Source organism: Maribacter sp. UH1 (genome assembly GCF_056839145.1).
Genome location: NZ_CM166387.1, coordinates 1,015,030 through 1,036,254, shown reverse-complemented (window position 1 = coordinate 1,036,254; position 21,225 = coordinate 1,015,030). Strand labels below are relative to the sequence as shown.

General features: G+C 36.2%; 17 protein-coding genes and 1 riboswitch. Of the genes, 16 read left to right on the top strand and 1 reads right to left on the bottom strand.

Features of this window, described 5'->3' with window-relative positions; translation table 11 throughout:
- The first annotated feature begins 126 nt into the window (after positions 1-126).
- The 16 genes from UH1x_RS04540 (at position 127) to UH1x_RS04465 (ending at position 20,799) form a co-directional block, all read left to right on the top strand.
- On the top strand, positions 127-2,217 hold the full coding sequence (locus UH1x_RS04540; RefSeq protein ID WP_482625395.1) for a nitrite reductase: 2,091 nt from the start codon (positions 127-129) through the stop codon (positions 2,215-2,217).
- Position 2,218: 1 nt separating this feature from the next.
- On the top strand, positions 2,219-3,052 hold the full coding sequence (cobA, locus tag UH1x_RS04535) for a uroporphyrinogen-III C-methyltransferase (protein WP_482625393.1): 834 nt from the start codon (positions 2,219-2,221) through the stop codon (positions 3,050-3,052).
- A gap of 88 nt (positions 3,053-3,140) precedes the next feature.
- Positions 3,141-4,202, top strand: a complete 1,062-nt coding sequence (locus UH1x_RS04530; protein WP_482625391.1) for an NAD(P)/FAD-dependent oxidoreductase — start codon at positions 3,141-3,143, stop codon at positions 4,200-4,202.
- 157 nt (positions 4,203-4,359) lie between these two features.
- A riboswitch (SAM riboswitch) is annotated at positions 4,360-4,474 on the top strand.
- Between the two features lie 114 nt (positions 4,475-4,588).
- Entirely contained in the window at positions 4,589-5,578 is a 990-nt protein-coding gene (locus tag UH1x_RS04525; protein ID WP_482625389.1) for a homocysteine S-methyltransferase family protein, read from the top strand.
- Between the two features lie 43 nt (positions 5,579-5,621).
- On the top strand, positions 5,622-5,975 hold the full coding sequence (locus UH1x_RS04520) for a four helix bundle protein (RefSeq protein ID WP_482625387.1): 354 nt from the start codon (positions 5,622-5,624) through the stop codon (positions 5,973-5,975).
- A 10-nt stretch (positions 5,976-5,985) separates the two neighbouring features.
- The gene (gene metH / locus UH1x_RS04515; protein ID WP_482625385.1) at positions 5,986-8,727 is read left to right on the top strand and encodes a methionine synthase; all 2,742 of its coding nucleotides are present in this window, start codon (positions 5,986-5,988) and stop codon (positions 8,725-8,727) included.
- Positions 8,728-8,902: 175 nt separating this feature from the next.
- Positions 8,903-9,856: a methylenetetrahydrofolate reductase [NAD(P)H] gene (gene metF, locus UH1x_RS04510; RefSeq protein WP_482625383.1), complete on the top strand. Its 954-nt coding sequence runs from the start codon at positions 8,903-8,905 to the stop codon at positions 9,854-9,856.
- Between the two features lie 109 nt (positions 9,857-9,965).
- The gene (locus tag UH1x_RS04505) at positions 9,966-11,063 is read left to right on the top strand and encodes an acyloxyacyl hydrolase (protein WP_482625381.1); all 1,098 of its coding nucleotides are present in this window, start codon (positions 9,966-9,968) and stop codon (positions 11,061-11,063) included.
- Between the two features lie 10 nt (positions 11,064-11,073).
- Positions 11,074-11,868 (top strand): head GIN domain-containing protein, encoded by a 795-nt coding sequence (locus tag UH1x_RS04500; RefSeq protein ID WP_482625379.1) that lies wholly within the window; start codon positions 11,074-11,076, stop codon positions 11,866-11,868.
- A complete protein-coding gene (locus UH1x_RS04495) occupies positions 11,865-13,007 on the top strand; it encodes a serine hydrolase domain-containing protein (RefSeq protein WP_482625378.1) in 1,143 nt (380 codons plus the stop codon). The genes UH1x_RS04500 and UH1x_RS04495 overlap by 4 nt, the downstream gene beginning before the upstream one ends.
- A 117-nt stretch (positions 13,008-13,124) precedes the next feature.
- Entirely contained in the window at positions 13,125-14,234 is a 1,110-nt protein-coding gene (locus UH1x_RS04490; protein WP_482625376.1) for a hypothetical protein, read from the top strand.
- A gap of 390 nt (positions 14,235-14,624) precedes the next feature.
- A complete protein-coding gene (locus UH1x_RS04485) occupies positions 14,625-15,452 on the top strand; it encodes a prephenate dehydratase (RefSeq protein ID WP_482625374.1) in 828 nt (275 codons plus the stop codon).
- The gene (locus UH1x_RS04480) at positions 15,449-16,594 is read left to right on the top strand and encodes a pyridoxal phosphate-dependent aminotransferase (protein ID WP_482625373.1); all 1,146 of its coding nucleotides are present in this window, start codon (positions 15,449-15,451) and stop codon (positions 16,592-16,594) included. The genes UH1x_RS04485 and UH1x_RS04480 overlap by 4 nt, the downstream gene beginning before the upstream one ends.
- A 4-nt stretch (positions 16,595-16,598) precedes the next feature.
- Positions 16,599-17,465: a prephenate dehydrogenase gene (locus UH1x_RS04475; RefSeq protein ID WP_482625371.1), complete on the top strand. Its 867-nt coding sequence runs from the start codon at positions 16,599-16,601 to the stop codon at positions 17,463-17,465.
- A gap of 6 nt (positions 17,466-17,471) precedes the next feature.
- Positions 17,472-18,554: a bifunctional 3-deoxy-7-phosphoheptulonate synthase/chorismate mutase type II gene (locus UH1x_RS04470; RefSeq protein ID WP_036156262.1), complete on the top strand. Its 1,083-nt coding sequence runs from the start codon at positions 17,472-17,474 to the stop codon at positions 18,552-18,554.
- Positions 18,555-18,708: 154 nt separating this feature from the next.
- Positions 18,709-20,799 carry a DUF5723 family protein gene (locus UH1x_RS04465; RefSeq protein WP_482625369.1) on the top strand — a complete coding sequence of 697 codons (2,091 nt, stop codon included), beginning with the start codon at positions 18,709-18,711 and terminating at the stop codon, positions 20,797-20,799.
- Positions 20,800-20,828: 29 nt separating this feature from the next.
- Here UH1x_RS04465 and UH1x_RS04460 read toward each other — a convergent pair whose 3' ends face one another.
- On the bottom strand, positions 20,829-21,026 hold the full coding sequence (locus UH1x_RS04460; RefSeq protein WP_482625367.1) for a hypothetical protein: 198 nt from the start codon (positions 21,024-21,026) through the stop codon (positions 20,829-20,831).
- Between the last annotated feature and the right edge of the window lie 199 nt (positions 21,027-21,225).

Genomic DNA, 21,225 nt, shown 5'->3' with positions numbered 1-21,225 from the left:
ACTAGACATCATATTTTAATTAGTATAGTAAGTCTATAGGAATAGTAAAGTGATAAATTAATAATAACGCTTGTTTAACCCGAGTAAGTGTTCCTCCCTTTTGGGGAGGTTAGGAGGGGCCACAATATGCAGAGTTTTAGAACAGAAATAGAGAATCAAGTAGTTGCGAATGATATTTTAGAATTGGAACGCAAGATTCATGAGTTCCATGGCGGCAAATTAGATGAAGAGAAATTTAGAAGCCTTCGTTTAGCTCGTGGTGTATATGGTCAGCGTCAAGAAGGCGTTCAAATGATCCGTATAAAATTGCCATATGGTAAGGTGACTTCTCAGCAATTGCTACGTATTTGCGATGTGTCCGACGAATATTCTACGGGTAGATTACATATTACAACGCGTCAAGATATTCAGATTCACTATGTAGATTTGAACAGAACTCCAGAGTTATGGTCAGAACTGGAGAAAGACGATATTACGTTGAGAGAAGCTTGTGGTAACACCGTACGGAATGTAACGGCAAGTGAAACGGCTGGTGTTGATGTAGATGAGCCTTTTGATGTTTCGCCATATGCACATGCATTATTTCAGTATTTTCTTAGAAACCCTATAAGTCAAGAAATGGGACGTAAGTTCAAAGTTTCTTTCTCAGCAAGTGATGCTGATACAGGATTATCATACATGCACGATTTAGGTTTTATCGCCAAAATTGAAAATGGAGAAGTCGGTTTTAAAGTGATGTTAGGTGGCGGATTAGGTTCTCAGCCAAGACATGCGGACGAATTATATAGTTTCTTACCTGCAGATCAAATCATTCCGTTAATGGAAACGGTAATACGTGTTTTTGATCGCTACGGTGAGCGTAAGAGTAGAGCAAAGGCAAGAATGAAATTTTTGTTGAAAGATTTAGGCTTGGATGGATTCAAAGAATTGTTGGCTGCAGAAAAAACAGCAGTCCCTTTTGATACTTTTCCTATTGATCCAGAAGACTATCCAAAAACCAAAGTTTCAGATTTAAAAGTCCCTGCAGTTGAAATAGCAGATTCAAAGGAATTTGAAAAGTGGAAAGTAACGAATGTTGTTCCGCAGAAACAACCTGGTTATGTAGCTTTGGGTATCAAAGTTTTGTTAGGTGATTTCTATACCGATAAGGCACGTTTATTAGCCAACTTGGTGCAGAAATATGCAGCAGGTGAGCTTCGTTTATCACTTCGTCAAAACATTTTGATTCCGTTTGTAAAAGAAGAAAACATTGAATTTTTCTATACGGAATTGAAAAAATTAGGATTTGCAGAAGCAGGTTATAACAAAGCATTAGACATAACAGCTTGCCCAGGTACGGATACTTGTAATTTAGGTATTGCAAGTAGTACAGGTATTGCAGAAGAACTAGAAAGAGTTATAAAAACAGAATATCCTGATTATATCAATAACGAAGATGTTGTAATAAAAATCAGTGGTTGTATGAACGCATGTGGACAGCACAATATGGCAAATATTGGTTTTCAGGGAATGTCCGTTCGTACGAAAGATAAATTAGTTGCTCCGGCACTACAAGTATTATTAGGTGGTAGCACAGATGGTAACGGTCAAGGTCGTTTTGCTGATAAAGTGGTTAAAGTGCCTAGTAAAAGAGGTCCTGAAGCATTACGTTTAATCTTGAATGATTACGATGCTAATGGTGGCGATTTATCATTTCCGGATTACTATGCTGGAAAAGGGCAAATGTATTTCTATGATTTTTTAACGCCATTATCATCTGTAGATGATTTAACGCCAGAAGATTTCATTGACTGGGGAAATACAGAACGTTATGAAAAAGCAATTGGTGTAGGTGAGTGTGCAGGTGTGGTTATTGACTTGATTGCTACACTTCTTTTTGAAAGTGAAGAGAAAATACAGAATGCTCAAGCTATGTTCGATGCAGAAAAATGGTCTGCAAGTATCTATCACGCATATTCTTCAATGGTGAATTCAGCGAAAGCGATGTTAACCTCAGAGAATACGAAAGTAAATACACATGTAAGTATCATTAAAGATTTTGATGAGAAGTTTGTAGCCGATGGAAGAATTGCCGTTGCTGGCGGATTTGAGAAATTGGTACTGCAATTGAATCAGAATGAACCAACAAAAGAATTTGCCGAGTCTTATATAAAGGATGCCAAAGTATTCTTAGAGACGGTTGCAAAGTTTAGAGAACAAGAATTAGCAGAAGCATAATATGCATACCAATAATCTATCCAATCAAAAAACAATCAATTCAATAGTTGATACTCCCTCGCAAAGTCAAGGGAGGTTGACTGTTGTAGGCGCGGGACCTGGCGATATAGAGCTTATCACTTTAAAAGCTATAAAAACGCTGGAAAATGCCAATGTGGTTTTGTATGATGCTTTGGTTAACGAAGAGTTGCTGAAGTATGCCAATAATGCAGAATTGATTTTTGTGGGTAAGCGAAGAGGATGCTATGCATATCAGCAAGAACAGATAAACGAGTTGATTGTCAGCCGGGCAAAATCTGCGGGACATGTGGTGCGCTTAAAAGGCGGAGATCCTTTTGTATTTGGTCGTGGTTCAGAAGAGATGGAATATGCAGCTTCACATGGTTTAGAAGTGGCCATGGTACCAGGTATTTCATCGAGTTTAAGTGTACCGGCTTATCAGAATATTCCAGTAACAAAAAGAGGGGCATCAGAAAGTTTTTGGGTAATTACAGGAACAACAAAAGAACATAAGCTATCAACAGATGTTGCTTTAGCTGCAAAAAGTAGTGCAACGGTAGTTATATTAATGGGAATGTCAAAACTTCCACAAATTGTAGAACTGTTCAAAGGTGAGGGAAAATCGGATATGCCAATAGCCATTATTCAAAATGGAACCCGTAAGAATGAAAAACTAGGCATTGCAACTATTGAGACTATAGTTGAGGTTGTGGAAAAAGAAAAATTATCTAACCCTGCAATTATCATCATAGGTGAAGTGGTAAAACATAGAAAGGCATTAATTCAGGCGAAGAATCAGTATTCAAAGGAGAATGCTAAAATGAGCGAAGTATAAAAAGTACAAAGTATAAAGTACATAGTTGAAGTGAAATTAAAAGAAGTTGAAAAGTGATTGTTAATTACTTTTTACTAAACAAAAAATTATGATTAAAACAGATATGCTCATTATAGGAGCGGGACCAACCGGATTATTTACGGTGTTTGAAGCAGGATTGTTAAAATTAAAAACGCATTTAATAGATGCATTGCCGCAGCCAGGCGGACAGTGTTCAGAGATATATCCTAAGAAGCCTATCTACGATATTCCTGCATTTCCAGAAATTTTGGCAGGTACTTTGGTAGATAATTTAATGGAGCAGATCAAACCTTTTGAGCCAGGTTTTACTTTGGGCGAAAGAGCTGAGACTTTAGATAAGTTAAAAGATGGTTCATTCGTAGTAACTACAAATAAAGGAACTCAGCACAATGCGCCAGTTGTAGTTATAGCAGGCGGTTTAGGTTCTTTTGAGCCTAGAAAACCACCTATTTCAAATATTGTGAATTTTGAAGATACCGGTGTTTCTTATATGATTAAGGATCCAGAAGTATATCGAGACAAAAAAGTGGTTATTGCCGGTGGTGGAGATTCAGCGTTAGATTGGGCTATATTTTTAACCGATGTAGCTTCAGAGGTGACCTTGGTACATAGAAGAGATGAATTTAGAGGGGCTTTGGATTCTGTTGAAAAAGCATCTGAATTGGCAAAGCTTGGTAAAATCAAATTGATTACTAAAGCAGAGGTAAAAGAATTGCACGGCAAAGATCATTTGGAAGCTGTTGTGATTAAACATACGGATAAAGAGAAAGAAGACACCTATTTAGAGGTGGATAATTTTATTCCGTTATTCGGTCTTTCACCAAAATTAGGTCCTATAGGTGATTGGGGTCTAGAAATTCAGAAGAATGCCATTAAGGTAAATAACGCAAAAGATTACCAAACAAATATACCGGGAGTATATGCTATTGGCGATGTTAATACCTATGAAGGTAAATTGAAATTGATACTTTCAGGTTTTCATGAAGCAGCGGTAATGTGTCAGTATGCATACCAACAAATCAATCCGGGTAAGCGCTATGTAATGAAATATACTACTGTTGGTGGTGTCGAAGGATTCGATGGATCTAAGAAAGAAGCCAAAAAAGAAGTAGTACAGAGTATAGCATAAAGTTATTATTTGATTAATAAGGCCTCTAGACTCCATATGAATCTAGAGGCTTTTTTTATGACATTTTTTAAAAATTTCGTTGGCTAAAAAACAAGTTTACTCTTGGATAAGAGTATACTGTGCCGTTACTTTGCAAATCGTTCATAAATAGATTGAAACGTTATCAAGAAAGGTGGAGGGACTAGACCCATTGAAACCTTGGCAACCCTTTCCAATATGGAAAAGAAGGTGCTACATTCTATCTTTATTCTGTGTACTTGTGCAGAAGATGTTATTCTATATGGCATTACAAAGACAGATAACTTAAGAAAAGGCATCTAGCCGAACTTTCCTTACTTGATTACGAATTAGATTTTTATTGAACCAATAATATTTTACACCGTAAAATGAAGGATATAAAGGAAATATTAAAAGAGCGAATTCTCATATTAGATGGTGCCATGGGTACTATGCTACAGCGTTATAAATTTACTGAGGAAGATTTTAGGGGAGAACGTTTTAAAGATTGGGAACACCCATTACAGGGCAATAATGATTTGTTGTCACTAACTCAGCCTGATGCAATTGCCGAGGTTCATCGCAAGTATTTCGCTGCGGGTGCCGATATCGTAGAGACCAATACATTCTCTGGAACCACGATAGCGATGGCGGATTATTACATGGAAGACTTGGTGTATGAGTTGAATTATGAATCTGCGCGTATCGCTAAAATGGTAGCAGATGAATTTACAAAGAAGGAACCGAATAAACCAAGATTTGTAGCCGGTAGTATCGGTCCTACCAACAAAACGGCAAGCATGTCTCCTGATGTAAACGATCCGGGATATAGAGCAGTTTCTTTTGATGAGTTACGTGTAGCATATAAACAACAAGTAGAAGCCTTGTTAGATGGTGGATCGGATATTTTATTGGTAGAAACTATCTTTGATACGTTAAATGCAAAAGCAGCATTGTTCGCCATAGAGGAAGTAAAAGAAGATCGAAATATAGATGTGCCAATTATGGTAAGCGGTACCATTACCGATGCGTCAGGTAGAACGTTGTCTGGTCAAACGGCAGAAGCTTTTTTGATATCCATTTCCCATATTCCTATTTTATCGGTCGGTTTCAATTGTGCATTAGGAGCTAATCAATTGGTTCCGCATCTAGAGGTACTGTCAACCAAAAGTGAGCATGCAGTTTCAGCACATCCAAATGCAGGACTACCGAATGCATTCGGAGAGTACGATGAGACTCCTGATCAAATGGCAGAACAAATTAAAGAATACGCAGAAAAAGGGTTGGTCAATATTGTAGGTGGATGCTGCGGTACCACTCCTGAGCATATTACGGCGATAGCAGAGGTAGTGGAAAATTTTGCTCCGCGTCAATTTTAGTTGTTGGTTGTCGGTTGTTAGTTGTTGGATAAAAAGTAATAATATGAAAGTCTATACAGAATTAGATGTTTGGAAGGAGTCAAGAATTCTTGTGAAGGATATTTATACTTTGACCAAGTCGTTTCCAAAAGAAGAGACTTATGGACTTACTAATCAACTTAGACGATGTGCTGTATCTATTCCTTCTAACATAGCAGAAGGATGCGGAAGAAGGACAGCGGCGGACACGATACAGTTTTTACATATTTCTAGAGGTTCTTTGTATGAGTTAGAAACTCAACTTTATATAGCCCTTGATTTAAATTATATTGAGAGTGAGGATTTTGAAGCTATTAATAAGAGAATTATTAGCTGTAAGAAATTGATAAATGGATTTATCAATTATTTTAAAAAGTGATACGGATTAAATGAGCAATAGGTCTAAAATACTAACAACCAACAACCAACAACCAACAACCAGATATTTGCGGTTGAGCGGTTTAGAACCCCTAATAGTCACTCCCGAAACTAACTTTATCAACGTTGGTGAACGGACAAACGTTGCTGGTTCAAAAAAGTTTCTACGTCTTGTAAAAGAAGAGAAGTTTGAAGAGGCATTGGCTGTTGCTAGAGAGCAGGTAGAGAATGGAGCACAGGTTATTGATATTAACATGGATGACGGATTGATCGATGGTAAAGAAGCCATGGTCAAATTTTTGAATCTTGTTATTTCTGAGCCAGATATTTCTCGAGTACCTATAATGATAGATAGCTCTAAGTGGGAAATCATTGAGGCGGGTCTACAAGTAGTTCAGGGTAAATGTGTGGTAAATTCCATTAGTTTAAAAGAGGGTGAAGAACAGTTTATACATCATGCCAAGCTGATAAAAAGATATGGTGCCGCGGTAATCGTTATGGCATTCGATGAGGTAGGTCAAGCAGATAATTATGACCGTAGAATTGAAATAGCAAAACGCTCTTATGATGTTTTGGTGAACAAAGTGAATTTTGCACCAGAAGATATTATTTTCGATTTAAATATATTTCCTGTAGCCACAGGTATGGATGAGCATAAATTGAATGCCATCGATTTTATAGAAGCTACAAGATGGGTGCGTGAAAATTTACCACATGCCAGTGTAAGTGGTGGGGTAAGTAATGTTTCTTTCTCCTTTAGGGGTAACAACCCTGTGCGTGAGGCAATGCACTCGGTTTTCTTATATCATGCAATAAAAGCTGGTATGAACATGGGTATTGTAAACCCAAGTATGTTAGAGGTATACGATGATATACCTAAAGATTTATTGGAGCGTGTTGAAGATGTTATCTTAAATAGAAGAGAGGATGCAACCGAGCGATTGCTTGATTTTGCAGAATCTGTAGTTGGGAAAACTAAGGAAAGTAAGATAGATCTTTCATGGAGAGAAGAGCCATTACAAGATAGAATTACACGTGCCTTGGTAAAAGGTATTGACCAATATATTGTTGAAGACGTAGAAGAAGCTAGAGTTGCTGCAGATAAACCTATTGAAGTTATTGAAGGTAATTTAATGACCGGTATGAATGTAGTGGGTGATTTATTCGGGAGCGGAAAAATGTTCTTGCCACAAGTGGTTAAATCTGCCCGTGTAATGAAAAAAGCGGTAGCTTATTTATTGCCATATATTGAAGAAGAAAAGTTGTTGAATCCGCAGGTAGGTGATTCTGACAATGCAGGTAAAATATTAATGGCAACGGTAAAGGGCGATGTCCATGATATTGGCAAAAATATTGTGGGTGTTGTACTGGCATGTAACAATTATGAGATTGTTGATTTGGGAGTTATGGTACCTCCCGAAAAAATTATTGCCGCAGCCATAGAACACAATGTGGATATTATAGGGCTTAGCGGATTGATTACACCTTCTTTGGATGAAATGGTGCATTTGGCAAAGGAAATGGAACGTAAAGACTTTAAGATTCCATTGCTAATTGGTGGGGCAACAACCAGTAAGGCACATACTGCGGTAAAAATTGATCCACAATACAAAGAAGCTGTAGTTCATGTAAATGATGCCTCTAGAGCGGTTACTGTAGTGGGAGATTTACTGCAGAAAGAAACTTCTAATGGTTATAAGAAAAGCATTAAAGATGATTACGATATATTTCGTGAGAAGTTCTTAAATCGCTCATCAAGTAAAACATATAAATCTATTTCTAAGGCCCGTAGCAATAAGTTTAAAATAGACTGGGAAACTTCGGAAATCGTAAAACCGAATAAGCTTGGGATTCAAGTAATAGAAGATTTAGATTTGAACATTTTGGTGCCGTATATTGATTGGACTCCATTTTTTAGAAGTTGGGAACTGCATGGAAAATACCCGGCAATATTGACAGATGAGGTTGTTGGAGAACAAGCAACAGATTTATTCGCAGACGCCCAAGAGATGCTGAGCAAGATAATTTCTGAGAAGAAATTAAAGGCAAAAGGTATTTTTGGATTATTCCCTGCTAACTCCGTTAACGATGACGATATTGATATCACCCTGAATTCAGTCGAAGGGCGAGATAGCGAGGAGTATACTTTTAGAACCTTACGCCAACAATTAGAGCGTAGAGAAGGTGTAGCAGATTATGCCCTGGCGGATTTTATAGCTCCTAAAGAATCAGGGAAACAAGATTATATGGGTTGCTTCTGTGTGTCTACAGGTTTTGGTACTGCAGAATTAGCGGCGAAATATGAAGCCGATTTAGATGATTATAATTCCATTATGGTTAAAGCTCTTGCAGATAGATTGGCAGAAGCCTTTGCGGAATATTTACATAAGGAAGTCCGGCTAAAACACTGGGGCTATGCTTCAAATGAGGAGTTGAGTAATGAAGATTTAATCAAGGAATCCTACAAGGGAATTCGTCCTGCACCAGGGTACCCTGCTTGTCCTGATCATTTAGAGAAATTGACCATTTGGGATGTTTTAAAAGTGAAAGAGACTATTGGTGTTGAACTGACGGATAGTTTGGCTATGTGGCCGGCAGCATCTGTAAGTGGATATTATTTTGGAAATCCGCAAGCACGTTATTTCGGGTTAGGAAAAATAAAAGCCGATCAGGTAAAAGATTTCGCAGAACGAAAAGGCATACCCTTAGAGGATGCTGAAAGATGGCTAGCGCCGAATATCGTAGAAGTTTAGTGCGTTAGGGATTGAAGCGGCATCTTTTTCTATTTTAGCAGTGAGGATGAAGTTTTGCTAAAGTTTTTAAATAGAAAAAATATAGCTGAAAGCCCACTCGAACGCCCAAAGAATATAATTAAGTATTAATACCTATTTAAGGTTTGCTCTCCAAATAAGAGTGAAAATATAAGAAATGAAAGTAACAGACCATATCAATAATGCTAACGGAAAGACACTTTTTTCATTTGAAATAGTGCCTCCGGTAAAGGGTAAGAATATTCAAGAATTGTACAATAATATTGATCCGTTAATGGAATTTAAACCTCCATTTATTGATGTAACCACATCTCGTGAAGAAACTATCTATATTAAGAAAGAAGGACTTTTAGATAAGAAAACTACACGTATGAGACCAGGTACAGTGGGTATTTGTGCTTCTATACAGCATAAGTATGATGTTGATACGGTACCTCATGTTATTTGTGGAGGTTTTACTAAAGAAGAGACCGAGTACATGTTGGTAGATTGTCATTATTTAGGCATACAGAATGTAATGGCTTTACGTGGTGATGCCCGTAGCGAGCAAAAATATTTTGAGCCTACAGATGGCGGACACCCGTTTGCGATTGACTTGGTAAAACAAATACAAGAGTTGAATTGTGGTAAGTATCTGCATGAAACCATAGAAAGCGAACACTGCAGTGATTTTTGTATAGGTGTGGCGGGTTATCCGGAAAAGCACTTGGAATCACCTTCATTACAATCGGATTTAAAACGATTGAAAGAGAAAGTAGATGCAGGTGCCGATTATGTAGTAACACAAATGTTCTTCGATAATAAAAAGTATTTTGAGTTTGTAGAAGCCGCAAAAAGTATGGGTATTACCGTACCCATTATTCCGGGTATAAAGCCTATTGCAGTTAAAAGACATATGCAATTATTACCACAGGTATTTAGAATTGATATGCCGCAAGATTTAATAGAAGCGGTAGATGGTTGTGTAACAAATAAAGATGTGCGAAAAGTAGGTATTGAATGGGCAATTCAGCAATCTAGAGAGCTGAAAGCTGCTGGTGTACCTGTTTTGCATTACTACTCAATGGGGAAATCTGATAATATTAAGGCAATAGCGGAAGTACTTTTTTAAAGGTTTAAAGAAGTATTAAGTAAAGAGTATTAAGTACAAAGTGTTCGTTAATGATAATACTCGTTACTTAATACTTCGTACTTAAAACTTATAACTATTTTTGCCCCCAATGAATTTTAAGTTTCTATCCATCTTACTGATTTCAGTAAGTTGTTGTTTCGCACAAGAATCTGGTGAGCAAAAAAAGTATACCCTTGATGCTAGTCAGTTTTACGGGTCTATAATTTTACATAATCCAGATATTTCGCATTTAATCACTTCGCACCCTGCGGGTGTAATTTTGAGTTACAATAGAAAAACCTATGGCTTAAATGCATGGGAAGAGTTATATAATTATCCTGATTTTGGATATTCTTTCATTTATCAGAATTCTAATAATAGCACACTAGGTGATAATTACGGACTCTACGCGCATTATAATTTTTATCTTTTTAAGCGTAATGTGCAGCTTCGCGTTGGGCAAGGGATCTCTTATGCTACTAACCCATATGATAAAGTAACAAATTTTAGAAATAACGCATACGGATCAGATGTATTAAGTTCTACGTATTTAATGTTCAATTATCATAAAGAGAATATTATTAAAGGGCTAGGATTCAAAGCCGGTATCTCTTTAATACATTATTCAAATGCTAATTTTAGGGCTCCAAATACCTCTACCAATACCTTGGCTTTCAATGCCGGAGTAGTATACGATTTAGATGGGGGCAAAGAAATAGAATATATACATCGCGAAAAAGAAAAAGTAACAGAGCCTTTACGTTACAATTTTGCTTTAAGAACAGGTGTAAATGAAAGTGATGTTATTGATTCTGGACAGTTTGGTTTTGTTGTACTCTCTGCCTATGCGGATAAAAGAGTGGGAAGAAAAAGTGCGCTACAATTTGGAGTAGATGCCTATTTCTCTAATTTTTTAAAGGAGTTGATTCGCTATCAAAGTATAGCTTTTCCAGAAAATGGTGTTGCTGCAGATGACGATTATAAAAGAGTAGGAATATTTGCAGGACATGAGTTGTTCATTAATAAAGTGTCCATGATTTCTCAATTTGGGTATTATGTGTATTATCCGTTTGATTTTGAAGGGCGTACATATTTACGTGTAGGGCTAAAACGTTATTTTGGAGAAAAGATATTTGGGGCAGTTACCTTAAAATCTCACGGAGCAAAAGCAGAAGCAGTAGAATTCGGGATAGGAATACGATTATAAGATGATAAAAATGATAAATAATTCACTTAGTTGTCTGGTCAAGCGCAGTCGAGACCTTATAGTCTTGATGGTAATTTTGGTTTCCCTATTTGTTTCTTGCGATTCTGAAAATGCTTCGGATTGTTTTCAAAGTACTGGTGAGATTACGAGACAAGAAGTTTCGGTTGCCGAGTTCTCTTCAATAACAGTTTTTGAGAACGTAACTCTAATTATTAAACAAGGAGATACACAAAAAGTAGAAATTGAAACTGGTGAAAATTTACGTAATGAAGTAGCTGCGGTTGTGGAGGATGAACAATTGTTATTGACTGATATTAATGACTGTAATTATGTACGTGATTATGGAACCACGGTAGTTTATGTGACCACTCCCAATTTAACCAGTATCCGTAGCAGTACCGGTTTTCCTATTCAAAGTGACGGAGTTCTGGCTTTTGAAAGTTTAAGCTTGCTATCAGAAAGTTTTACAGATCCAGAAGCAGAAACTACAGATGGGGAATTCAATTTAGATTTAGACGTCACTAGTTTAAGTATGACAAGCAACGGAATATCATATTTCAAGTTAAAGGGCAGCGCAGAAAGCTTTAATATAAGTATTGCAGCAGGCGATTCTAGGGTAGAGGCAGAAGAACTGATAACCCAGCGGGTAAATTTTAACCATAGAGGTTCAAATGATATTTTAGTGAATCCGCAAGAAAGTTTAACCGGAGTTTTAAGAGGTACGGGAGACTTACAGAGTTATAACCGACCGGCAACAGTGGATGTTGAAGAATTGTATAACGGACGCTTGATCTTTGTGGAATGAACCCTATACTCAAATATCTGAAAAACGTGTTTGCTGCTAAACGTATTTTGGCGGATGATACTGAGTTAACAGGATTGGTAAAAGTAGATTATTTACTTCAACAATTAATAATAGAAGATAAAGTACCCGGAATTGCAATTACAGTTTTAAAAGAGGGAAAGTCAGTTTTCCAAAAAGGGTATGGGTATGCCAACATTGGCGAGAAACAGTATATAGACTCTAAAAAATCTATTTTTAGAATTGCTAGTGTCTCAAAGCCTATTGCAGCAACAGCTTTGGCACATATGGTACAAGAAGGATTTATTGATTTAGATGAGTCTTACTATACTTACCTTCCAGATTACCCTAAGAAAGAATGGGATTTTACTATTCGCCAATTAGCTAGTCATACCGCAGGTATACGTTTTTATAAAGGGAAGGAATATGGTTTGAACGAACCATTATCCATCAAGCAGGGTCTTAAGATATTTAAAGATGATCCTTTGGTATACAAACCAGGTACCGAATATTTATATAATAGTTTTGACTGGGCAATGATTTCTGCAGCAATGCAAGAAGCAAGCGGAATTCCGTTTGAGGAATATGTGCAAGAGAAGGTGCTGAATCTGCTAGGGATGAATTCTACTTATTGTCCCCAATGTTATTATGAGTCAGACTCACAGAGCAATAGTAAAAATCTTGATGCTCTTGGGGTAAATGATATTTCCGCATTAAAAGAACAAAGCCGTGTTACTGCATTTTACACAAAGAGCATTTCAGGATTTAGAAAGGCGATACCTGTAGATAATTTTTACAAATTAGCTGGTGGCGGTTATTTGTCTACTTCAGAGGATATCGCAAAATTCGGACAAGCATTTTTAGATAAGAAAGTTAAAGTCAAAGAAACTATTCTGGATCAATTTTTAACAGCTCAGCAAGTTGATGGTAATTCTACGTACTACGGTTTAGGTTGGCAGGTAAGCGAAGATGCAAAAGGGAGAAAGTTTTTTGGGCATGTTGGTAACGGAGTAGGAGGGTATGCTAATTTCTTTGTCTACCCTAAAGAGCAGCTTGTTTTTTCGATTCTCATTAATTGTACCGACCCAAAAATTCAAGAAGAGCTAGATGCTGTTATTGATAGTATTTTAAGTACAAAATAAACTTTAATAAAAAGTTACGATTGCTGCTAAATGCGATACAGCTACAATTTTGACTTCTTTTTTCAGTTAGTATTTAATATTTGTAATGTAAATATTAACAAACAACCAATCGTAATTATGAAAAAACCGAATTTATTTATCCTGTTCTTTTTAAGTCTTATCATTTTTTCTTGTTCAAATGATGATAGTAATGAAAGCCTCTCTGGTGATATTGATCCAGATGGAGTTAATGCAAAAGAAGAAGTTTTATTAGATGTAAATGCAACCTCTTCTGGTATAGCAATAATGGGGGCAACAATGAATGATGGCGGCGTAACGCCAACAGGAGGTGTAGATTTTAGTTTAGATTATACTACCCAAACTGCATTTCAGGATTATGGATTTGAAATAATTTTTGATGCACCAACAGATTTTGCGGGTGCCTATATTCAGTTGTTCGATGAAAACGGAATGGCTGATAGTTATATAGATGTACCTTCAAGCGCCACAGATACTTATTATGGAGGTAAATTTTTATCAAAAGAAAGAAAAGATATTTTCGCTAAAAAGGGAGCATCTACTCAGAAAGATGAAGATACGGTAATTGATGTCAATTTTTCTAATACTGTCCCTGCCGGTACATTCTGTTATGCTATTTGCGTATATGATAACCAAGGTAATATTAGTCAGCCACAAGAAGTTTGTGTAACAGTTGAGTCTTGGGGAGGTAATGTAAATCTTGTAGGTGAATGGGATTTTACAAAAGAAATTGATAATGGAGAGACAATCTTAGCGGGTGAGGAATCATGTGAAAATTACGACTCTACATTATTTTGCGATAATAACACGCAATTAGATGTTGTTATAGATAATTGTTATACGGTTGATGATTTTTCAATAACATTTAACGAAGACGGCACGTACTTTTTTATTCAGGAAACAGATAGTAAAAGTTTAGATTATGACGGATCAAGTGAAGCATGTGAGGTTATATATGGAGATAATGAGAAAGAATCTCATACTTCAACAGGTAAATGGGCCTATAACGAGGAGGAGAATGTTTTGACTTTAGTCGAATTTGAATATACAGAAACCTATGATGGGCAAACGTACTCAGACATAGATCCAGATGGTTATTTAATATTGGATGGTGAGGCAAGTATCTCTGCTAATGAATTAATTATTTCAGTCTCAGACATCTTTAATGGTGAAACAGAATTTTACGAATATTTTTTCAGTAAAAAATAAGGTATTATTCTTTAACTTATTCAAAAGACCTCTTTCTAGAGGTCTTTTTTTATTTCTATTAGTAATTCATATTTCATTCAATTTTTAACACAAAACCTTCGTTTTTTGAGATAGAAATAGAATTTTTTAAAAAAATAAAACGGAAAACGACCATTTTTAAATATAATTACTACATTAGCCAAAGTTTACAAGCACAATGACAAAACAATATTTCTGGAACGGTTTTTATTTTTACTTCTTTTTTAAAAGAGGTACGGGACTGTTGTAGTATATTTTAAAAATAAAATAGAATCTAAGTTCCGATATGTATCGGAACTTTTTTTTTGTTCAAAAAATTGAAATCACCCTGAACGTAGTAGAAGGGTTTTGTGGTAAGTTGAAATGTGAATTATGAGTTTAAAAATAGCCATACAGGGAATTAAAGGAAGCAACCATCACCAGGTAGCAAAAGATTGTTTTGGTGATGATATCGAATTGGTAGAATGCCTTTCTTTCGATGCTTTGGTAGACAAGTTATTGTCTAATGAAGCGGATCAAGGTGTTATGGCTATAGAGAATTCAATAGCAGGATCCATAATTCCTAATTATGCATTGGTCAATCATAATAACCTTCATATTATTGGCGAGTATTATTTGAATATTCATCATAATTTAATGGTGTTACAAGGGCAGAAAATAGAAGATATAACAGAGGTTAGTTCTCACCCTATGGCTTTGTTGCAGTGTAAAGAATATTTTAGGCAATATCCGCATATAAAATTGGTAGAAGATGTAGATACTGCCGAGACTGCACAAAGAATTCAAGAGCAAGAATTAAAGCATGTTGCTGCGATAGCACCAAACGTTGCGGCAGAATTATATGGGTTGGACATCGTAGCGAGCGACATACAGACTATTAAAAATAATGCTACTCGTTTTATCATTGTAAAGACAAAAAACAATGCGTTGCCAGAGGTTGAAATTACCAAGGCTTCAGTAAGGTTTATTACCGACCATAAAAGGGGAAGTTTAGCTGCTGTGCTTAATGTTATGAGCGATTGCCGATTGAATTTGACAAAAATACAGTCGTTGCCAGTGATAGAAACACCATGGAAATATGCATTTTTTGTGGATGTCACTTTTACCGATTATGCAGATTTTACAAAGGCTAAAAGTCTATTGGACATCATGGCAGAAGACTTTAAAGTTTTGGGTGAATATAAAAATGTAAGACAATGATACGTACCGCTGAAAGGTTAAATACCATACAGGAATACTACTTCTCAAAAAAGTTGAGAGAGGTACGCGGTTTAATGGCGCAGGGTAAACCTATAATAAATATGGGTATTGGTAGTCCAGATTTAGCTCCGTCTAAAGAAGTATTGAATGCAATACAGGGTGCGGTATTAGAAAATGGTGCACATCAATATCAAAGTTACCAAGGGTTACCTCAGTTAAGAAGTGCAATTGCTGATTTTTATAAGAAGAGGTTTAATGTTGACGCCAATCCTGAGTCTGAGATTTTACCATTAATGGGGTCAAAAGAGGGTATAATGCATATTAGCCTTTCTTTTTTGAACGAAGGTGATGAGGTTTTAATTCCTAATCCGGGATATCCAACGTACACTTCAGTTACTAATTTGGTAGGCGCGGTACCTAAATATTATGATTTAACTGAAGAAACTGGCTGGTTTCCAGATTTAGATGCATTGTCAAAACAAGATTTGTCTAAGGTAAAGATCATGTGGTTGAGTTACCCGCATATGCCTACAGGTGCTACGGCATCAAAAGAACAGTTTGTGAAAATAGTGGACTTTGCAAAGCAGCATGATATACTGTTAGTAAACGACAATCCGTATAGCTTTATCTTAAATGATGAACCTGCGAGTATTTTGAGTATACCGAATGCTAAAGAGGTATGTTTAGAATTGAATTCATTGAGCAAAACATTTAACATGGCCGGTTGGCGTGTGGGTTTTGTATTGGGTAGCGAAGATCATATCAATGCTATTTTAAAGGTGAAGAGTAATATGGACTCTGGTATGTTCTACGGAATTCAGAAAGGTGCCATAGCGGCATTGGAGAGTAGTGATGATTGGTTTGCTGATTTGAACACGGTATATAATGAAAGAAGAGAATTGATTTATGAACTGGTAGACAAATTAGGCTGTACATATGATAGAAATGCCGTTGGCTTGTTCGTTTGGGCAAAATTACCGGAAGGTAGTACAACGTCAGAAGAATTTATAGATAATGTATTGTATACCAAAGACCTGTTTATTACCCCAGGTACTATATTTGGTAGTAATGGTGAAGGCTATATTCGCTTTTCACTTTGTATTTCAGAAGATAAAATAAAAGAAGCAATCGCAAGATTTTAGTGTGATGAATGTATTTGTAATAGGTATCGGTTTAATAGGTGGTTCTTTAGCGAAAGACATAAAGACGGCAGTCGACAATGTTACCGTTTATGGCATAGAATCTAATGAAGCAAATTTAGCTGAGGCATTGTCTTTGGGAATTATCGATAAGACGGCAACCTATCAAGATTTACAATTAGCGGATATGGTCATTGTAAGTATACCGGTTGATGTTATGGTTACAGAGCTTCCGGTAATATTAGATGCTGTACATGAAGATTGTGTAGTTTTTGATGTGGGATCAACCAAATCTTTAATCTGTAAGGTTTTAGAGAATCATCCTAAGAGAAGAAATTTTTTAGCATGTCACCCTATTGCAGGAACAGAATTTTCTGGTCCATCTGCAGCTATAAACAATTTGTTCAAAGACAAAACCAATATTATTTGCGAGGTAGAACTAACTGCATTTAAACTTCAGGAAAGAGCTTTGAAAGTTTTTCAAGCAGTTGGTATGCGAATAAGGTATATGAATCCTGTTGCTCACGATAAGCACATTGCCTACGTTTCTCATTTATCACACATAAGTTCATTCATGTTAGGTAAAACAGTGATTGAAAAAGAGAAGAACGAGCGTGATATTTTTGATATGGCGGGTAGTGGATTTGAAAGTACGGTACGTTTGGCAAAGAGTTCGCCGGCTATGTGGACACCAATTTTTAAGCAGAACAAAGAGAATGTGGTAGAGACATTGGAAGAGTACATTCAAAATCTTACGGCATTTAAAGAAATGTTGCAGAAAGATGATTACGAGGGCATTTATAATGAAATGAATAATACGAATAAGATTAAAGGAATATTAAAAAGAAATACCGTTAAACAAGAAATAGAATAAGTAAAAATGGAAAATTCAAAACAAATGAGAACATGGTTGGATGATTTAAACCTTGACCATCCACTAGTAATAGCAGGGCCATGTAGTGCGGAAACAGAGGAACAAGTGTTAGGTATAGCACACTCTCTAAAAGATACCGATGTAAATTATTACAGAGCCGGTATTTGGAAACCTCGTACTCGCCCAGGAAATTTTGAAGGTGTTGGTGCATTAGGTCTTAAGTGGCTACAGAAAGTTAAGGAAGAAACAGGTTTAAAGACAGCTACGGAGGTTGCAAACCGTGCACATGTAGAGCTGGCATTAGAACATGATATTGATTTATTATGGATTGGTGCAAGATCAACCGTTAGTCCTTTTATCATGCAAGAATTGGCAGATGCCTTACAGGGTACAGACAAGATTGTATTGGTTAAGAATCCGGTAAATCCAGATTTAGCTTTATGGTTAGGTGGTATCGAAAGATTGCATACTGCAGGTATAAAAAAATTAGGTGCAATACACAGAGGTTTTTCTACATACGAGAAAACAAAGTATAGAAATATACCAGAATGGCAAGTGGCGATTGAATTTCAGAACAAGTTCCCTGATCTTCCATTAATAAACGATCCTTCGCATATTACCGGTAAGCGTGATATGATATTTGATGTATCGCAAACAGCTTTAGATTTGAATTTTGACGGATTGATGATTGAAACACACCATGATCCAGATAACGCATGGAGTGATGCTGCACAACAGGTTACGCCAGAGAAACTTGTTCAAATCATGAGAGATCTTAGAATAAGAAAAGAAAGTGATCCAGAAGCGGAATATAACTCAGAATTAAGTAACCTAAGGGCTCAAATTGATATTATCGATAATCAATTAATAGAGACATTGGGTAAAAGAATGAAAGTATCTGACGGTATTGGAGCACTTAAAAAGCAAAAAAACGTTGCAGTTCTTCAGTCTAATAGATGGAATCAAATTCTAGGGGCTATGATACTAGAAGGGGAAAGTAAAGGATTAAGTGAAGAATTTGTTCTTCGTATGTTCAAAGCTATTCACCAAGAGTCTATCAACCATCAAGAGAAGATAGTAAACGCTTAAAGTTAGCTTAACTTTATAAAAACAAAACATCCGTAATATGCGGATGTTTTTTTATGCTTGAATTTTAATAAGTAAGAAAAATAGTACAATTTAACAATATCCTTAAATATGAACCGTTAGGGGTCTAAAGAACCATTTTAACCAAACCAAAAGTATGAAGAAAGTAGTATTAGTTGCTATCATGTTGATTGCATCATTTGCGGTAAAAGCACAATCTTATGTAGGCTTTTTGACCGATAATTACAGTGGTGTAAACAGTGTAATCTCCAACCCGGCAAATATCGCTGATTCTCGTTTTAAAACCGATATAAATTTAGTTGGTGCAAGTGGTTTCCTTGCCAATGATTATGTAGGTGTAGGATATTCAGATTTGATATCAAGTGATTTTGAGTATGATGATGACGCTATGTTATCGTTATCAGACAACAATAATTTTTCAGGTAATATAGATGTACTAGGTCCGTCATTTATGTTTAATATAGGAAGTAAATCTTCTGTAGCCGTTTTTACTAGAGCAAGAAGTTTTGTTACCGGTAATGAATTTAATGGGGAAAGTATTGACGACTTAGATGACAGTATTGATGAAAGTCAAGACTTTCTTGTAAATGAAGGTGATTTCTTTGCTGCAGGACATGGTTGGGCAGAATTAGGAGTTACTTATGCGCAAGAATTAATGAATAAAGAAGAACACTTTTTAAAAGGTGGTCTTTCATTAAAGTATTTAAAAGGATTTGGTAATGCATATGTAACCGGTAGGAATGTGACTATTGATTATGATGCTGACGGCGCCACGTTACCAGACAGTTCTACAATAGGTACATTACAATCTACAGGTGATTTAATTTATGGTCGTGCAGATGAATACGATGATGATAATTATGATTACGAAGTACCAGATGCAAGCGGATTCGGATTCGATTTAGGTTTCGTTTATGAGTGGAGACCAGACTATGAAGATTACGTAGTAGCAGGGGCAGACGGGGAAAAAACAGTAATGAAAGATAAGAATAAGTACAAGCTTAAATTTGGCTTGTCACTTACAGATGTAGGATCGGTAAATTATAAGGGTAGTTTGGTGGATACATACAATATCAATAACACAATTACTCAAGATGATTATGATAATATTGAAGATTCTGACGATTTGCAAAACCTGTATACATTCAGTCAGGCTACAGAAGATTTAAAAGCAGGGTTGCCAACGGCACTTCATTTTAATGCCGACTGGAATATTAAGAAAAACTTCTATTTAAATTTTAATACAGATTTGTCTATGCGTTCTGCAGGCGAGAATAACCTTAGAACAGCAAATGTATTTTCGTTGACTCCTCGTTTTGAAAGCAAATGGTTTAGTTTCTATTTGCCTGTTAGTAGCTATCAGTATAGTGGTATGCAAATAGGTGCAGGGTTACGTGCTGGACCTTTATATATTGGATCTGGTTCATTGATATCTACATTTACTAAAAATGAAATTCAAGGTGCAGATGTATATGCAGGTTTAAAAGTGCCTGTTTATTATGGTCAGCCTAAAGATTCTGATGGAGACGGTATACCAAATAAAGAAGATGGTTGTCCTAAAAAAGCCGGACCTATAGAAAATAACGGTTGTCCTTGGGGAGATACTGATGGAGATTCTGTTTTAGATAATGAAGATAAATGTCCAGATGAAGCAGGACCAGTTGAAAATAACGGTTGTCCATGGGTTGATAGTGATGGTGATTCCATAATGGATAATGAAGATCAATGTCCAGATGAAGCCGGACCTATAGAAAATAACGGCTGTCCTTGGGCAGATTCTGATGGGGATGCTGTTTTGGACAAAGATGATGAGTGCCCTAATGAAATGGGAACAGTAGCTAATAAGGGTTGTCCAGAACCTGTGGTTACCGCTGAGGTTCAAAAATCATTGAACGAGTATGCAAAAACAATCTTATTTACCACTGGTAAATCTACACTTAAAGATGAATCAACACCTGTTTTAGTAGATATCATTAGTATTTTAAATGAATATCCTAATGCTAATTTCACCATTGAAGGTCATACGGATAGTATAGGTTCAGAAACTACTAATCAGAAGTTATCTGAGAAGAGGGCACAAGCCGTATTGCAATTTTTAATTAATGGCGGTATTTCACCTTCTAGGTTAACAGCAATAGGTTATGGGGAAAGCAAGCCAATTGCCACTAATATGTATAAGGATGGCAGACAGAAGAATAGGCGTGTTGAAATCAACTTAGCGCAGTAAACTCAAGTAGAAAAATTGAAAGCCCGGTTCTACCGGGCTTTTTTATGTTTTTCGGTTTTATCTTTTAAAGATGTAACGGGTAATGAAAATACCTTAAAATCTCTATCGGTATTAGCATCTATAATTCTTGACCTGCCTAATCCGCTAGGTACAATAGATTCAACGCTGGTAATGACCTTATATTCCTGTGCAGTAATGTAGCCATTCCCATAAGGGCAAAAAAGCAAAATAAAACGATTTTTTTCATGATAGGATTTCTTCTAAATAGATTAATTAGTGAGCATTGAAAGTAAAATCTAAAAAGAAGAATAAAAAGAATTGGCCATTATATCATTGTAAAATAATATGAAACCCTTACGTAGATATACCTGAAAACCAGTAGTCAAAAAAAAGTCCCGATACTAAAAGCATCGAGACCAATTTTAG

What these genes read in the sequence shown, in the direction of transcription:
- UH1x_RS04530 (WP_482625391.1), top strand. Translation starts at nt 3,141, where the DNA reads ATGATTAAAACAGATATGCTCATTATAGGAGCGGGACCAACCGGATTA.
- UH1x_RS04490 (WP_482625376.1), top strand. Translation starts at nt 13,125, where the DNA reads ATGAAAAAACCGAATTTATTTATCCTGTTCTTTTTAAGTCTTATCATT.
- metF (WP_482625383.1), top strand. Translation starts at nt 8,903, where the DNA reads ATGAAAGTAACAGACCATATCAATAATGCTAACGGAAAGACACTTTTT.
- UH1x_RS04500 (WP_482625379.1), top strand. Translation starts at nt 11,074, where the DNA reads ATGATAAATAATTCACTTAGTTGTCTGGTCAAGCGCAGTCGAGACCTT.
- UH1x_RS04495 (WP_482625378.1), top strand. Translation starts at nt 11,865, where the DNA reads ATGAACCCTATACTCAAATATCTGAAAAACGTGTTTGCTGCTAAACGT.
- UH1x_RS04485 (WP_482625374.1), top strand. Translation starts at nt 14,625, where the DNA reads ATGAGTTTAAAAATAGCCATACAGGGAATTAAAGGAAGCAACCATCAC.
- UH1x_RS04525 (WP_482625389.1), top strand. Translation starts at nt 4,589, where the DNA reads ATGAAGGATATAAAGGAAATATTAAAAGAGCGAATTCTCATATTAGAT.
- UH1x_RS04505 (WP_482625381.1), top strand. Translation starts at nt 9,966, where the DNA reads ATGAATTTTAAGTTTCTATCCATCTTACTGATTTCAGTAAGTTGTTGT.
- UH1x_RS04520 (WP_482625387.1), top strand. Translation starts at nt 5,622, where the DNA reads ATGAAAGTCTATACAGAATTAGATGTTTGGAAGGAGTCAAGAATTCTT.
- metH (WP_482625385.1), top strand. Translation starts at nt 5,986, where the DNA reads ATGAGCAATAGGTCTAAAATACTAACAACCAACAACCAACAACCAACA.
- cobA (WP_482625393.1), top strand. Translation starts at nt 2,219, where the DNA reads ATGCATACCAATAATCTATCCAATCAAAAAACAATCAATTCAATAGTT.
- UH1x_RS04475 (WP_482625371.1), top strand. Translation starts at nt 16,599, where the DNA reads ATGAATGTATTTGTAATAGGTATCGGTTTAATAGGTGGTTCTTTAGCG.
- UH1x_RS04465 (WP_482625369.1), top strand. Translation starts at nt 18,709, where the DNA reads ATGAAGAAAGTAGTATTAGTTGCTATCATGTTGATTGCATCATTTGCG.
- UH1x_RS04470 (WP_036156262.1), top strand. Translation starts at nt 17,472, where the DNA reads ATGGAAAATTCAAAACAAATGAGAACATGGTTGGATGATTTAAACCTT.
- UH1x_RS04540 (WP_482625395.1), top strand. Translation starts at nt 127, where the DNA reads ATGCAGAGTTTTAGAACAGAAATAGAGAATCAAGTAGTTGCGAATGAT.
- UH1x_RS04480 (WP_482625373.1), top strand. Translation starts at nt 15,449, where the DNA reads ATGATACGTACCGCTGAAAGGTTAAATACCATACAGGAATACTACTTC.